The following is a 13,919-nucleotide window of genomic DNA, read 5'->3' as shown; positions in this document are numbered from 1 at the left end:
ACCATGTCTATCTATCTGAACAAGGACTCCAAGGTCATCGTCCAGGGCATCACCGGCGGCGAAGGCACCAAGCACACCGCCCTGATGCTGAAGGCCGGCACCAACATTGTTGGCGGCGTCAACGCCCGCAAGGCCGGCACCACGGTCCTGCACGGCGAAACCGAAATCACCGTTTTCGGCACCGTCAAGGAAGCCATGGCTGAAACCGGCGCCGACGTCTCCATCGTCTTCGTCCCGCCGGCATTCACCAAGAACGCCGTCGTTGAAGCCATCGAGGCAGGCATCGGCCTGGTCGTTGTCATCACCGAAGGCGTGCCGGTCCAGGACTCCGCCGAGTTCTGGGCGCTGGCCCAGTCCACGGTCGACGCCGACGGCAACCAGGTCACCCGCATCATCGGCCCGAACTGCCCCGGCATCATCACCCCGGGTGAAGCGCTGGTTGGCATCACGCCGGCCAACATCACGGGCAAGGGCCCCATCGGCCTGGTTTCCAAGTCCGGAACCCTGACTTACCAGATGATGTACGAACTGCGCGACCTTGGCTTCTCCACCGCCATCGGCATCGGCGGTGACCCGGTCATCGGCACCACGCACATCGACGCCCTGGCTGCGTTCGAAGCCGACCCGGAGACCAAGGCGATCGTCATGATCGGCGAAATCGGTGGCGACGCCGAGGAGCGTGCGGCCGACTACATCAAGGCACACGTCACCAAGCCGGTTGTTGGCTACGTTGCCGGCTTCACCGCTCCCGAAGGCAAGACCATGGGCCACGCCGGCGCCATCGTCTCCGGTTCCGCCGGAACCGCCCAGGCCAAGAAGGAAGCCCTCGAGGCTGCAGGCGTGAAGGTCGGCAAGACGCCGTCCGAGACCGCCAAGCTGCTGCGCGAAGTCTACGCAGCGCTCTAGCACCAAATAAGTACAACGCGGGGTCACTCCCTGCCCGTTCCAGAGGTTGGATCGGGCACGGAGTGACCCCGCGTTTTTGATTAAGTACGACGTAGTTGAACTATGCGTTCGCGTGGAGACGGGGGAGTGCGTCCACCAGCGCGGCCAGCTCGGGGATCTCCTGGGCCTCGGCCAGGGCGCGCTCCAGCGTGGCGTCATGGACCGGGCGCGTTTCCTCCAGCAGGGCGATGCCGCTGGGTGTGAGCTCGGTGTATATGCCGCGGCGGTCGTCCGCGCAGAGGATCCGGGTCAGCAGGGCGCGGTCCTCAAGCCTGTTGACCAGCCGGGTGGTGGCGCTGGCGCTGAGCGCGGTGGCGCGGGCGAGCTGCTGCATACGCATGTGCCAGCCGTCCTGGCGGCTGAGCGCATCCAGCACGGTGTACTCCACCACTGAGAGCTTTGATTCGGCCTGCAGGGAGCGTTCCAGCTCCCCCTCGATCAGGCCATGCAGCGCCGCGAGCGTGCGCCAACCCTGTGCCCGGACCTCCACGGCGTCGTCCTTGATGCCCATCTGTCTTTCCTCTCGCGGGTGCTCCGGCCGCCTGGCGGCGTGAGGCGGAGCACAGTCGATAATAGTTGCTTGCGCGGTGTATCTGCTTGTGCAACAATAAATAACGCGTCTGCAACTAATAGCTTACGCCTGCTATCTCATTCCGTACAGTTTTCAAAGGAGCATCCACATGCCCATTGGCCTCATAGCCCTCGCCCTCGGCGGGTTCGGCATCGGACTCACCGAGTTCGTGATCATGGGCCTGCTGCCCGAGGTTGCCGCCGACTTCCAGGTCGGCGAGGCCACGGCAGGCTGGCTGATCTCCGGATACGCCCTCGCCGTGGTCGTCGGCGCCCTGGTGCTGACCGCGGCGGTGACCCGCTTCGAACGCAAGCCCGTCCTCGCCGTCCTGCTGGTGCTGTTCATCGCCGGCAACCTGGTCTCCGCCATCGCTCCCGACTACGGGATGATGATGGTCGGCCGGATCATCGCCGCCCTGGCGCACGGTGCGTTCTTCGGGATCGGTGCCGTGGTGGCCGCGGACATGGTGGCCCCCACCAAAAAGGCCGGCGCCATCGCCATCATGTTTACCGGGCTCACCGCCGCCAACGTCCTGGGCGTGCCGTTCGGCACCATGCTGGGACAGGCCGCGGGCTGGCGCTCGACGTTCTGGGCCATCACCGTTATCGGAGTCATCGCCCTGGCGGGAATCCTGGCGCTCGTTCCGAAGACCGGCCATGGCGACACCACGCCCGGAACCCTGCGCAGTGAACTGCGCGCCTTCCGCTCCGGCCAGGTGTGGCTCTCCATCCTGGTCACGATCCTCGGCTACGGCGGGATGTTCGGCGCCTTCACCTATATCGCCTTCACGCTCACCGAGGTCTCCGGCTTCGCCGCCTCCACCGTTCCGTGGCTGCTGATCGTCTTCGGCGTGGGCCTCTTTGTCGGCAACACCATCGGCGGCAAGGCAGCGGACCGCAACGTGGACCGCACGCTCGTTGTGTTGCTCTCCGTGCTGGTGGTTGTGCTCGTCGGCTTTGCCCTGACCGCCGGAAGCCAGGTGCTCACCGTTGCCTCCATCGTCCTGATGGGCGGCTTCGGATTCGCCACCGTGCCGGGACTGCAGATGCGTGTGATGAAGTACGCGTCCAGCGCCCCCACCCTCGCCTCCGGCGCCAATATCGGTGCCTTCAACGTGGGCAACGCCCTAGGCGCCTGGCTCGGGGGAGTGACCATCACCGCCGGATTCGGCTACACCTCGCCCATCTGGGCCGGCGCCGGCATCACCCTGCTGGGGCTCGTGGTGATGATCATCGCCGCCGCCGGAGCCAAGCGGGCCGTCCGGCAGGCACCCTGCGACGGCAACGCCGATGCCGACGGGCGTGTGGCCGTCGAACCCGTGGCCGTCCTGCACTGAGCCCCCAATACCCAATCCTCAACCCGCAACAGGAGAACCCATGGCTTCCACGCCCGTCACCACGTCCATCCCCGAGATCACCCTCAACAACGGCGTGCGGATGCCGCAGCTGGGGTTCGGCGTCTTCCAGGTGTCCGACGCCGACACCACCGCCGCGGTCAGCCACGCGCTTGCAGCGGGCTACCGGAGCATCGACACCGCCGCCATTTACGGCAACGAGGCGGGTACCGGACGTGCTATCGCCGAGTCCGGCATCGACCGCGAAGAGCTGTTCATAACGTCCAAACTGTGGGTGGCCGACCTCGGCTACGGCGCCACGCTGGCCGCGTTCGAGGCCAGCCTCGACAAGCTGGGACTCGACTACCTGGACCTCTACCTCATCCACTGGCCGGCGCCGGCAACCAACCTGTACCTCGAGTCCTGGCGGGCGCTGGCGCACCTGCTGGCCAGCGGCAAAGCCCGTGCCATCGGCGTCTCCAACTTCCTCCCCGAGCACCTGCAGAAGGTCATCGACCTGGGCGGCACGGTCCCGGCCGTGAATCAGATTGAGCTCCACCCGGCCTTGCAGCAGCGGGACATCGCGGACGCTAATGCCGGGCACAGGATCGCTACGGAGGCCTGGAGCCCGCTCGCGCAGGGTGCCGTGCTGGCGGATCCGGCCGTTGTGGACATCGCGGCACGGCATGGTGTGAGCCCGGCGCAGGCCATTCTGCGCTGGCACCTGCAGCAGGGCCGGATCATCATCCCCAAGTCCGTCACCCCGCAGCGGATCCGGGAGAACCTGGACGTCTTCAGCTTCGACCTGACGGCCGAGGAACTCTTGGTCATCGACGGCCTGGAGCGCGACGGCCGCACCGGTCCGCACCCGGCGGAGTTCAACGGCTAGGAAAAGGCCCACACTCGGGTCTCGACAGGCTCGACCACGAGCACGACGGCGGCCGGTTGCCTTCTCCAGGAAGGTGACCGGCCGCCGTCGTACTCGTCTAAGGGCTGTTCTAGACCTTGGCGCCGCTGAGCAGTTCGTCGAGCCGCTCGTAGCCTTCGGTCATGCCGCCTTCCATGCCGGACTGGGCCATGCCGTCGCGGGCCTCCTGGGTGGGGTAGACGGAGTGGCCCCGTAGGCGGGTGCGTCCGTTGCCGAGGTCCTCGAACGTCATGAATTCAAGGCTGACAACATCCGGGTAGCCGCCGAACTCGAAGGTCTGAATGGCGAATTCGTTTTCCCGGACGGTGTGGAAGACCCCGCTGAACTCATAGGCGATGCCATCCGGCCCCGTGTGCAGGTAGCTGTAGGTGCCGCCGGTGCGGAAATCGTAGTGGTCGATGTCCATCTTCATGCCTCGCGGGCCGAGCCACTGGACGATGAGGTCCGGGTCCTTGTGCGCGCGGAAGACGTCCGCCACCGGGAAGTCGAACTCCCGCTCGAAGTCGATGAAGGGGAGTCCTTCAGGAATGGTGAGGTTCAGCGGATTGCTCATGATGATTCCTTTAGGTGGTTGCCGCTGTTCGCGGCATTGGATCTGAGCACGGCATCCAGGCTGCGGAACTGCTCTTCGCGGACCAGCCGGTATTGGTCAATCCACGCTGTGAGTGCCTCCAGCCGTGCGGGATTCAGGTGGACGGGCCGGCGCTGGGCTTCCCTGCTGCGGGTGACGAGCCCTGCCTGCTCGAGGACCTGGATGTGCTTCGAGACCGCCTGTTTGGTGATCGCGAAGGGTTCCGCCAGTTCATTGACTGTTGCCTGCCCGCGGCTGAGCCGGGCGATGATCCGCCGCCGCACGGGATCGGCCAGGGCCATAAAGGCCGAGTCCAGGGTGCCGTCGTCGGGGTCCATCGTGCTGCAGGCCTTTCTCGATCCATTAATCAACTTGTTCATTGATCAACTATCTGGTTGTTTAACCATACGCCCGGCCCGGCCCGGGCGGAAGGGCATTTCGGAATTTTCATTGCAGGTCATCTCGAAAGTTTGTTAGTATGTCAGGACAAACTTCAGGAAGATGAAAAAATGCCGCTGGTACGAATCGATGTTAATCACGGGCGCACCGCTGAACAGTTGCAGCGCTTGAGCAGGGGCATCCACGATGCCATCCTGGCGGAGTATGCCATCCCGGAGCGCGATTACTTCCACATTCTGACCGAGCACCCGCAGGGCCAGATTGTCGCCCAGGATGCGGGACTCGGCTTCGAGCGCACCCCCGATGTGGTGATGATCCAGATCTTTACGCAGGGTGGTCGGAGCCAGGCGGCCAAGCAATCGCTGTTTGCGGCGATCGCCGACCGACTGGCGGAACTTGATGTTGCCGGTGAGGACGTGTTCATCGGATATGTGGAGAATGCCGCCGGCGACTGGTCGTTCGGCTTCGGGCGGGCGCAGTATGTCACGGGCGAGCTGGCGGTCCCCCGGAAGTAATCCGGAGGGCGTCAGCTTGGCGCCTTATGCAGGTTGTAAATATGTCAGTACAAACCTTTGACAGGACAATGATTCTAGGGCAAGGTAGTGGTTGTGGCCCCGCTCACGGGGGCCCGGCCAGGAACCGGAGTTCTAGCTCTTGCTGTACAGGGGTATGGAGCTCAAACCAGAAAGGTCCGCGATTACCGTGACCCACGAACTGCTCACGATCGGGCGCATCAGCGTTGATATCTACCCGAACGACATTGGGGTGGACCTGGAGGACGTGACGTCCTTCGGCAAGTACCTCGGAGGTTCCCCGTCCAATGTGGCCGTGGCCGCGGCGCGGCATGGCCGCACTGCAGGCGTGATCACGCGCACCGGCGACGACGCCTTCGGGAAATACCTCCACCGTGAACTGCGCAAGTTCAACGTGGACGATACGTTCGTGACGCCGGTGAAGGAATGGCCCACCGCGGTGACGTTCTGCGCCATCATGCCGCCGGATGATTTTCCGCTCTACTTCTACGGGCGTTTCCCCACGGCGCCTGACCTGCAGATCAAGGCCGCGGAGCTGGACCTGGATGCCATCCGTGAGGCCGGGATCTTCTGGTCGACAGTGACCGGTCTGTGCCAGGAACCCAGCCGCGAGGCCCACCTGGCCGCCCATGCTGCCCGTCCCCGGACCGGTCTCAAGGAAGGCCAGTACACCATCCTGGACCTGGACTACCGGCCCATGTTCTGGGCCTCCGAAGCGGACGCCCGGGCCGAGGTTGCCAAGATCCTGCCGCACGTCACGGTTGCCATCGGAAACGACAAGGAATGTGCCGTCGCCGTGGGTGAAGGAACCCCTGACGAGCAGGCCGACCGGCTGCTGGCCGCCGGCGTCGAGATCGCCGTCGTCAAGCTGGGGCCCGAAGGTGTGATGGCGAAAACCCGCACCGAACGCGTGGTCTCCGCGCCGGTCCCGGTGGAAACCCTCAACGGACTCGGTGCCGGCGACTCGTTCGGCGGGGCCTTCTGTCACGGACTGCTGTCCGGCTGGCCGCTGGCCCAGGTGCTCGATTACGCGAACGCCGCTGGCGCCATTGTGGCCTCCCGCCTTTCCTGCGCCGACGCCATGCCGACGCCGGAGGAAGTCACCTCGCTGCTGGCCGAACGCGGCCGCCTGGCACCCGCCCTGGCCGGTGCCGCCGCCTCACGCCCGTCCCACACCACAGTTTCCGAAGGAGCAGCGTCTTGAGCGCCAACGACGATCCCCGCCGCTACCAGCACCTGAGCGCCCTCCGGCTCGAAGACCCCGACGCCGTGGCCCGCGCGGCAGCCGCGCGTCGGCGCCATCCGGGGCTGAAGTACGGTGTGCAGAACTTCATTGTTGCCGCCGACCACCCGGCCCGCGGAGCCCTCTCCGTGGGGAATGATCCGGTGGCCATGGCGGACCGCCGCGATCTGCTGGACCGCCTGCAGATCGCCCTGGCCAATCCCGCCGTCGACGGTGTCCTGGCGTCCCCGGACATCATGGATGACCTCCTTCTCCTGGGGGCGCTCGAAGGCAAGCTCGTCTTCGGCTCCATGAACCGCGGTGGCCTCGCCGGGCTCGTCAACGAAATCGATGACCGCTTCACCGGCCATACGGCCGCGGCCCTGGAAGCCCTGGGCGCCGACGGCGGCAAGATGCTGACCCGCATCTGCCTCGGGGACCCGGACACCGCCTCGGCCCTGGAAGCCACGGCGCGGGCCGTCGACTCCCTCGCCGCGCGCAAGCTGATTGCCATGGTGGAACCGTTCCTTTCCGTCTGGCAGAACGGCAAGGTCCGCAACGACCTCAGCCCGGACGGGGTCATCAAGTCCATCGCGATCGCCCAGGGCCTGGGTTCAACGAGCGCCTACACCTGGATGAAGCTGCCCGTGGTGGCCGAGATGGAACGCGTTATGGCGGCCACCACGCTGCCCACTGTGCTCCTCGGCGGGGACCCGGACGGTACCCAGGATGAGGTCTTCGCCAGCTGGCAGGCCGCACTGGCCCTGCCCGGGGTCCAGGGCCTCACCGTGGGCCGGACGCTGCTGTACCCGGCCGACGGCGATGTGGCCGGGGCCGTAGCCACCGCCGCCTCGCTGCTCCAGACGCCCGTGCTGCAGTCATCAGCGAAAGTATCGGAGTAACTTCCCATGAGTTCAGCAACACGCAGAATGACGGTCGCCCAGGCCGTCGTCGAGTACCTTTCCAAGCAGTACACGGTGGATCGCATCGGCACTGAGGACTACCGGGAGCGGCTGATTCCGGGGACGTTCGGCATCTTCGGCCACGGCAATGTTGCCGGCGTCGGCCAGGCGTTGAAGCAGTACCAGCAGCTCGATCCGGCGATCATGCCGTATTACCAGGGCCGCAACGAGCAGGCCCAGGTGCACCAGGCTGTCGGCTACGCACGCCACACCCGGCGCCGCCAGACGTTTGCCATCAGCACCTCGATCGGGCCGGGTTCCTCGAACCTGCTCACGGGCGCCGCTTTGGCGACGACGAACCGTTTGCCGGTGCTGCTGCTGCCGTCCGACACGTTCGCTACCCGCGCCGCGGACCCGGTGCTGCAGCAGCTTGAGCAGCCCTACGCCTACGACATCACGGTCAACGACGCGTTCCGGCCGCTGTCCAAGTTCTTCGACCGGGTCAACCGCCCGGAGCAGCTGTTCTCGGCGTTCCACCACGGCCTGCGCGTCCTGACGGATCCGGCCGAGACCGGTGCCGTCACCATCTCGCTGCCGCAGGACGTCCAGGCCGAGGCTTTCGACGTCCCGGAGGAGTTCCTGGCCGAAAGGGAATGGCGCATTCGCCGTCCCGAGGCCGACGACGAGGACATCCGCCGCGCCGCCGAGGCCATCCGTGCCGCGAAGCGCCCGCTGATCATCGCCGGCGGCGGCGTCCTGTACGCCTTCGCTAACGAGGAACTGGCTGCATTTGCCGAGTTGACGGGCATCCCGGTGGGCAACACCCAGGCCGGCGTGGGCGTCCTGCCGTGGGACCACAAGTTCTCGCTCGGCGCGATCGGTTCCACCGGCACGACGGCGGCGAACGCCATCGCTGCCGAGGCGGACCTGATCATCGGTATCGGTACCCGGTACGAGGATTTCACCACCGCGTCCCGGACCGCGTTCCAGAACCCGGACGTAAAGTTCATCAACATCAACGTCGCCGCCATCGACGCGTATAAACACGGCACGTCGCTGCCGATCGTGGCGGACGCCCGCAAGGCGCTGGTCAAGCTGAACCAGGCCCTGGGCGGCTACCGCGTCGGTGCGGACCTCGAGCAGCAGATCGCGGCCGAGAAGAAGCGCTGGGACGCCACGGTGGACGAAGCCTTCGATACCCGCTTCACGCCGCTGCCGGCCCAGAACGAGATCATCGGCGCCACGTCGCGGGCCATGGACGCCCAGGATGTGGTGATCTGCGCCGCCGGTTCGCTGCCCGGTGACCTGCACAAGATGTGGCGCGTCCGGGACCCCTTCGGCTACCACGTGGAATATGCCTATTCGTGCATGGGTTACGAAATCCCCGGCGGACTGGGCGTCAAACGCGCGGCGCTGGCCGAAGCCGCCGCGGCCGGGGCGCCAGCCAAAACCAGGGACGTTGTGGTGATGGTGGGGGACGGCTCCTACCTGATGATGCACACCGAACTGGTCACCGCCGTCGCCGAACGCATCAAGCTGATCGTGGTCCTGATCCAGAACCACGGCTACGCCTCCATCGGCTCCTTGTCCGAGTCCCTCGGGTCGCAGCGGTTCGGCACCCAGTACCGGGCGCTGAACGAGGAGCAGCACAGCTTCGACGAAGGCGAAACCCTCCCCGTGGACCTGGCCCTGAACGCCGAGTCCCTCGGCGTGAAGGTGATCCGGATCGAACCGGGGGAGAAGGTCATTGCTGAACTCGAACAGGCCATCCGGGACGCCAAGGCCGCGCCTGAACGCGGCGGGCCCATCCTGATCCACGTTGAATCCGACCCCCTGCTGGACGCTCCGAGCTCCGAGTCATGGTGGGACGTTCCCGTCTCCCAGGTCTCGGACCTCGACTCCACGCAGCAGGCCTTCAAGACCTACACCGACCACAAGAACCGCCAGCGCAAACTGCTCGGCTGATTTCCCAGACACACAGCCCCCACAGACCAAGGAAGTCCAACACCATGTCAACGACGACCGTCACCACCATCAACCACTTCATCAACGGCGCGGAAACCGCCGGCGATGGTACCCGCACGCAGCCGGTCTACAACCCGGCCACCGGCGCCGTCTCTGCTGAGCTGCGGCTGGCTAACCGGGCGGACCTGGACGCCACCGTCGCCGCGGCCCGCAAGGCTGCTGACAGCTGGGGCGATATTTCCCTGGCCAAGCGCACCAATGTGCTGTTCAAGTTCCGCGAACTGGTTGCCGCCCACGTGGATGACCTCGCACAGCTGATCACCGCCGAGCACGGCAAGGTCCTCTCCGACGCCAAGGGCGAGATCGGCCGGGGCCTGGAGGTCATCGAGTTCGCCTGCGGCATCCCCACCCTGCTCAAGGGCGACTACTCGGATCAGGTCTCCACCGGCATCGACGTGTTCTCCTTCCGCGAACCCCTCGGCGTGGTCGCCGGGATCACCCCGTTCAACTTCCCGGTGATGGTGCCGCTGTGGATGGCCCCGATGGCCATCGCCACCGGCAACGCCTTCATCCTCAAGCCCTCCGAACGCGACCCTTCCGCCTCGATGCTGCTGGCCAAACTGTTCAAGCAGGCCGGCCTGCCCGACGGCGTGTTCCAGGTCCTGCACGGCGACAAGGAAACCGTCGAAGGGCTCCTGACCCACCCTGACGTGGACGGCATCTCCTTCGTCGGCTCCACCCCGATCGCCCAGTACGTCCACGAGACCGCCACCAAGCACGGCAAACGCGTCCAGGCCCTCGGCGGGGCGAAGAACCACGCGATCATCATGCCCGACGCCGACCTCGACAACGCGGCAGACCACCTGGCCGCCGCCGCCTTCGGCTCCGCCGGCGAACGCTGCATGGCCATCTCCGTGGCCGTCGCCGTCGGTGACGCCGCGGACCTCATCGTCAAGAAGGTCGAAGAGCGCGCCCTCGCCGTCAAGGTCAACAACGGCACAGCGCCCGACGCCGAAATGGGCCCCGTGATCACGCCCGCCTCCAAGGAACGCATCGTCAAGATCGTCACCGAGGCCGAAGCCGCAGGCGCCGCCATGGTGGTGGACGGCCGCGACCTGGTGGTCCCCGGCCACGAGGACGGCTTCTGGGTCGGCCCCACCGTCATCGACCATGTGAAGACCGAAATGACCGCCTACACGGAGGAAATCTTCGGACCGGTCCTCGTGGTGGTCCGCGTTGAGGACCTCGACGCCGGCATCAACCTGATCAATGCCAACCCCTACGGCAACGGCACCGCCATCTTCACCTCCTCCGGCGCGAACGCCCGCAAGTTCCAGCGCTCCGTGACCGTGGGCATGATCGGCATCAACGTGCCGCTGCCCGTGCCCGTGGCCTACCACTCCTTCGGCGGCTGGAAGGCATCGCTGTTCGGCGACAAGCACATCTACGGCCCTGAAGGCGTGTCCTTCTACACCCGCGGCAAAGTGGTCACGTCCCGCTGGCCCGAGCCCACCCACGCCTCGGGTGCCTCGTACAACTTCCCGTCCAACTAACGCCACTCCCAAGAAGAAGAAGGATAACGCTGCATGACTGAGAACAAGCTGATCATCGGAACCGCGCCGGACTCCTGGGGCGTGTGGTTCGCGGATGACCCCCAGCAGACTCCGTGGGAGCGCTTCCTCGACGAAGTGGCCGAATCCGGCTACAAATGGATCGAACTGGGTCCGTACGGGTACCTGCCGAACGACCCCACGCGGCTGGCCGAGGAGCTCAAGGCCCGCGATCTGAAGGTCACCGCAGGGACGGTCTTCACGGCATTCCACCGCGGCGCCAGGCAATACGTCGAAGCCTGGGAGCCGGCCCGCAAAGTGGCCGAACTGACGGCAGCCATGGGCGGCGAGCACATTGTGGTCATTCCGGCCATGTGGCGCGACGACGTCACCGGTGAGGCAGTGGAGAGCGGCGAGCTCTCACAGGAACAGTGGGCGGACCTCTTCGCCAGCCACAACCGCATGGGCAAAGTCCTGCTGGAGGACTTCGGGCTGAAGCAGCAGTTCCACTCGCACGCCGATTCGCACGTTGGCGCGCAGCAGGACATCGAGACCCTGCTGGCTTCAACGGACCCCGAATACCTGAATCTGTGCCTGGACACCGGCCATGCCGAGTACTGCGGAGCGTCCAGCCTGGAGCTGATCAAGAACTACCCGGACCGCATCGGCTACCTGCACCTGAAGCAGATCAACCCGGACATCCTGCAGAAGGTCAACGAGGAGAACATGACCTGGGCAGCCGCAAACCTGGCCGGCGTGATGACCGAGCCGCCGAACGGCCTCCCGGACCTGCGCGCCGTCATCGAGGCGGTGGAGGGGCTCAACCGGCCGATCTTCGGCATCGTCGAACAGGACATGTACCCGGTGTCCTTCGACGTGCCCATGCCGATCGCCAAGCGAACCCGCAACTACCTGCTCTCGTGCGGCTCACGCACCACTGTCAGCTGACCCCCGATACCTAGCACCCGATACTAAGGACAGAACAATGACTGACATTCTCCGCGTTGCCGTCATCGGCGCAGGCCGCATGGGTGCGGACCACATCAAGCGGCTCAGCACCCGCATCCACGGCGCCGAAGTGGCCGCCGTCGTCGACGTTGACCTCTCCCGTGCGCAGGCCGCCATCGAAGGCATCGACGGTGCCGTGGCGCTTGCCAGCGCCGACGAAGCCCTCAGCAACGGCGACGTCAACGCCGTGCTGATCGCCACGCCGGGCTTCCTCCACGAGGAAATCCTGTACAAGGCGCTCGAGAAGGGCTTCCCGATCCTCTGCGAAAAGCCGCTCACCCCGGACGCCGAAAGTGCGTGGAAGGTTGTCCAGGCCGAAACGGCGCGGGGACACAAGCGCATCCAGGTGGGCTTCATGCGCCGCTTTGACGCCGAATACGCCGCATTGGGCTCCCTTATCCGCGATGGCGAACTGGGTGAGCTGCTGATGCTCCATCACCAGCACCGCAACCCCACCACGCCCGCCGGCTTCACCAACGAGATGCTGATCAACGACTCCGTGGTCCACGAGTTCGACGCCATCCGCTTCTTCACCGGCGAGGAAATCACCTCCGTGCAGGTCCGCCTGGGCAAAGCCACCCGCAACGCCCCGAACGGCCAGCACGACCCGCAGCACGTCCTGCTGGAAACCGAATCCGGAGTCCTGGCCGACGTCGAGATCTACGTCAACGCCAAGTTCGGCTACGAAGTGGCCACCCAGGCCTCGTTCGAGGACGGCATCGTGAACATCGGCGGCGACAGCGGCCCGTACGTCCGCACATCCGGGCGCTGGGGCGGCGCAGTCACCCCCGGCTTCGAGGAGCGCTTCGGCGCAGCGTACGACGTCGAGGTCCAGGCCTGGGTGGACGCCGCCCGCCGCGGCGAAATCGGCGGCCCCACCGCCTGGGACGGCTACGCCACCGCAGCCTGCTGCGAGGCCGGCGTCGAAGCCCAGAGGTCGGGCGAAAAGGTCAAGGTCCAGCTGAACGCCAAGCCTGACCTCTACAACTAGCAGCCCATCCCGCTCCCGTAGTTTTTGTCCAGATAATGCGGCTTTGAGACCCTTCTCGGCGCGTTATCTGGACAAAACTTTAGATCAATGACTCATTCACAAAGGAGTGACCTTGAAAATCGCCCTGGACCCCACCCCGTTCCACCACAGCCACAGCCTGCTGGAATTTCCGCGCGTGGCCGCCGATCTCGGATTCAAATACCTGCAGCTGACCCCGCACGCGGACATGATCCCGTTCTACAACCACCCCAAAGCCGACGATGAGCTCGTTGCCCAGATGAACAAGGCCTGCAAGGATGCGGGCGTCGAAATCGCCTCGGTGCTTCCCGTGCTGCGCTGGTCCGGCCCGGACGAGGACGCCCGTGAAGCGGCGGTCCGCTACTGGAAGCGCGCCATCCAGATCACGGTGGACCTGGGCGTCAGCACCATGAACACCGAATTCAGCGGCCGCCCCGAGAAGGCCGAAGAATCCGAGCGCGCCTTCTACCGTTCCATGGAGGAGCTGCTGCCCATCATCGAGCGTGAAGGCCTGGATGTCCTGATCGACCCGCACCCGGACGACTTCGTCGAAGACGGCCTCGCCGCCATCCGCGTCATCCGCGGCATCAACTCGCCCAACATCGGCATGGTCTACGTGGCCTCGCACTCGTTCCACATGGGCAACAAGCCGCTGGAAATCATGCGTGCCGCCGGGGACAAGCTGCGCCTGGTCCACGTCTCGGACACCATGGACCACCACGCCTCCCACGGCCTGCGCTACATCACCAACCCGCCCGGAAACGCCGTGCGTGTGCACCAGCACCTGAAGATCGGCGACGGCGACGTGAACTGGGACGAGTTCTTCGGCGGACTCAAGGAGATCGGCTTCCTGGACAAGGACAACACCGTGATGGTGTCCAGTGTCTTCGCCGAAGACGAGAACGCCGAGGACGTGTCCCGCTACCAGTTGGCGACGATGCACAACTACATCGCCCAGGCCAAGTAGTGGTGGGGAAGACGGA

Annotated in this window: 14 protein-coding genes; 11 read left to right on the top strand and 3 right to left on the bottom strand. The window is 65.6% G+C overall.

Annotated elements, in window-relative coordinates:
* Window positions 1–3 precede the first annotated feature (3 nt).
* Window positions 4–906 (top strand): succinate--CoA ligase subunit alpha, encoded by a 903-nt coding sequence (gene sucD / locus NFC73_RS12230; protein ID WP_254750558.1) that lies wholly within the window; start codon window positions 4–6, stop codon window positions 904–906.
* A gap of 100 nt (window positions 907–1,006) precedes the next feature.
* Here the strand turns inward: sucD and NFC73_RS12225 are convergent, their stop codons facing one another.
* A complete protein-coding gene (locus NFC73_RS12225; protein ID WP_056346690.1) occupies window positions 1,007–1,456 on the bottom strand; it encodes a MarR family winged helix-turn-helix transcriptional regulator in 450 nt (149 codons plus the stop codon).
* Window positions 1,457–1,625: 169 nt separating this feature from the next.
* Here NFC73_RS12225 and NFC73_RS12220 point away from each other — a divergent pair, with 169 nt between their 5' ends.
* A complete protein-coding gene (locus tag NFC73_RS12220; protein ID WP_254750556.1) occupies window positions 1,626–2,852 on the top strand; it encodes an MFS transporter in 1,227 nt (408 codons plus the stop codon).
* A 40-nt stretch (window positions 2,853–2,892) separates the two neighbouring features.
* A complete protein-coding gene (locus tag NFC73_RS12215; protein ID WP_254750554.1) occupies window positions 2,893–3,738 on the top strand; it encodes an aldo/keto reductase in 846 nt (281 codons plus the stop codon).
* A 109-nt stretch (window positions 3,739–3,847) separates the two neighbouring features.
* On the opposite strand, the gene NFC73_RS12210 is transcribed toward NFC73_RS12215, so the two are convergent.
* The gene (locus tag NFC73_RS12210; RefSeq protein ID WP_254750552.1) at window positions 3,848–4,330 is read right to left on the bottom strand and encodes an SRPBCC family protein; all 483 of its coding nucleotides are present in this window, start codon (window positions 4,328–4,330) and stop codon (window positions 3,848–3,850) included.
* Window positions 4,327–4,686 (bottom strand): ArsR/SmtB family transcription factor, encoded by a 360-nt coding sequence (locus tag NFC73_RS12205; RefSeq protein WP_254750708.1) that lies wholly within the window; start codon window positions 4,684–4,686, stop codon window positions 4,327–4,329. The genes NFC73_RS12210 and NFC73_RS12205 overlap by 4 nt, the downstream gene beginning before the upstream one ends.
* Window positions 4,687–4,857: 171 nt before the next feature.
* Here NFC73_RS12205 and NFC73_RS12200 point away from each other — a divergent pair, with 171 nt between their 5' ends.
* The 8 genes from NFC73_RS12200 (at window position 4,858) to NFC73_RS12165 (ending at window position 13,903) form a co-directional block, all read left to right on the top strand.
* On the top strand, window positions 4,858–5,262 hold the full coding sequence (locus NFC73_RS12200) for a tautomerase family protein (protein ID WP_254750706.1): 405 nt from the start codon (window positions 4,858–4,860) through the stop codon (window positions 5,260–5,262).
* Window positions 5,263–5,449: 187 nt separating this feature from the next.
* Entirely contained in the window at window positions 5,450–6,484 is a 1,035-nt protein-coding gene (gene iolC / locus NFC73_RS12195) for a 5-dehydro-2-deoxygluconokinase (protein WP_254750550.1), read from the top strand.
* Window positions 6,481–7,404, top strand: coding sequence for a Cgl0159 family (beta/alpha)8-fold protein (locus NFC73_RS12190; protein WP_254750548.1), 924 nt, complete (start codon window positions 6,481–6,483; stop codon window positions 7,402–7,404). The genes iolC and NFC73_RS12190 overlap by 4 nt, the downstream gene beginning before the upstream one ends.
* A gap of 6 nt (window positions 7,405–7,410) precedes the next feature.
* Window positions 7,411–9,369: a 3D-(3,5/4)-trihydroxycyclohexane-1,2-dione acylhydrolase (decyclizing) gene (gene iolD, locus NFC73_RS12185; RefSeq protein ID WP_254750546.1), complete on the top strand. Its 1,959-nt coding sequence runs from the start codon at window positions 7,411–7,413 to the stop codon at window positions 9,367–9,369.
* Between the two features lie 44 nt (window positions 9,370–9,413).
* On the top strand, window positions 9,414–10,922 hold the full coding sequence (locus NFC73_RS12180; RefSeq protein ID WP_254750544.1) for a CoA-acylating methylmalonate-semialdehyde dehydrogenase: 1,509 nt from the start codon (window positions 9,414–9,416) through the stop codon (window positions 10,920–10,922).
* Window positions 10,923–10,955: 33 nt separating this feature from the next.
* On the top strand, window positions 10,956–11,867 hold the full coding sequence (locus tag NFC73_RS12175) for a sugar phosphate isomerase/epimerase family protein (protein ID WP_254750542.1): 912 nt from the start codon (window positions 10,956–10,958) through the stop codon (window positions 11,865–11,867).
* 37 nt (window positions 11,868–11,904) lie between these two features.
* Complete coding sequence (locus NFC73_RS12170; RefSeq protein ID WP_254750540.1) at window positions 11,905–12,918, top strand: Gfo/Idh/MocA family protein; 1,014 nt, start codon at window positions 11,905–11,907, stop codon at window positions 12,916–12,918.
* 112 nt (window positions 12,919–13,030) lie between these two features.
* Entirely contained in the window at window positions 13,031–13,903 is an 873-nt protein-coding gene (locus NFC73_RS12165) for a sugar phosphate isomerase/epimerase family protein (RefSeq protein WP_254750538.1), read from the top strand.
* Window positions 13,904–13,919: the final 16 nt, after the last annotated feature.

It is taken from the genome of Pseudarthrobacter humi (assembly GCF_024294965.1).
GTDB lineage: Bacteria > Actinomycetota > Actinomycetes > Actinomycetales > Micrococcaceae > Arthrobacter > Arthrobacter humi.
This window is presented reverse-complemented; position numbering and strand designations above follow the sequence as displayed.

Bases quoted from the DNA above. Each gene is read 5' to 3' on its own strand.
- sucD (WP_254750558.1), top strand. From the start codon at position 4: ATGTCTATCTATCTGAACAAGGACTCCAAGGTCATCGTCCAGGGCATC.
- NFC73_RS12215 (WP_254750554.1), top strand. From the start codon at position 2,893: ATGGCTTCCACGCCCGTCACCACGTCCATCCCCGAGATCACCCTCAAC.
- NFC73_RS12220 (WP_254750556.1), top strand. From the start codon at position 1,626: ATGCCCATTGGCCTCATAGCCCTCGCCCTCGGCGGGTTCGGCATCGGA.
- NFC73_RS12205 (WP_254750708.1), bottom strand. From the start codon at position 4,686: ATGGACCCCGACGACGGCACCCTGGACTCGGCCTTTATGGCCCTGGCC.
- iolD (WP_254750546.1), top strand. From the start codon at position 7,411: ATGAGTTCAGCAACACGCAGAATGACGGTCGCCCAGGCCGTCGTCGAG.
- NFC73_RS12225 (WP_056346690.1), bottom strand. From the start codon at position 1,456: ATGGGCATCAAGGACGACGCCGTGGAGGTCCGGGCACAGGGTTGGCGC.
- NFC73_RS12200 (WP_254750706.1), top strand. From the start codon at position 4,858: ATGCCGCTGGTACGAATCGATGTTAATCACGGGCGCACCGCTGAACAG.
- NFC73_RS12210 (WP_254750552.1), bottom strand. From the start codon at position 4,330: ATGAGCAATCCGCTGAACCTCACCATTCCTGAAGGACTCCCCTTCATC.
- NFC73_RS12180 (WP_254750544.1), top strand. From the start codon at position 9,414: ATGTCAACGACGACCGTCACCACCATCAACCACTTCATCAACGGCGCG.
- NFC73_RS12170 (WP_254750540.1), top strand. From the start codon at position 11,905: ATGACTGACATTCTCCGCGTTGCCGTCATCGGCGCAGGCCGCATGGGT.
- NFC73_RS12175 (WP_254750542.1), top strand. From the start codon at position 10,956: ATGACTGAGAACAAGCTGATCATCGGAACCGCGCCGGACTCCTGGGGC.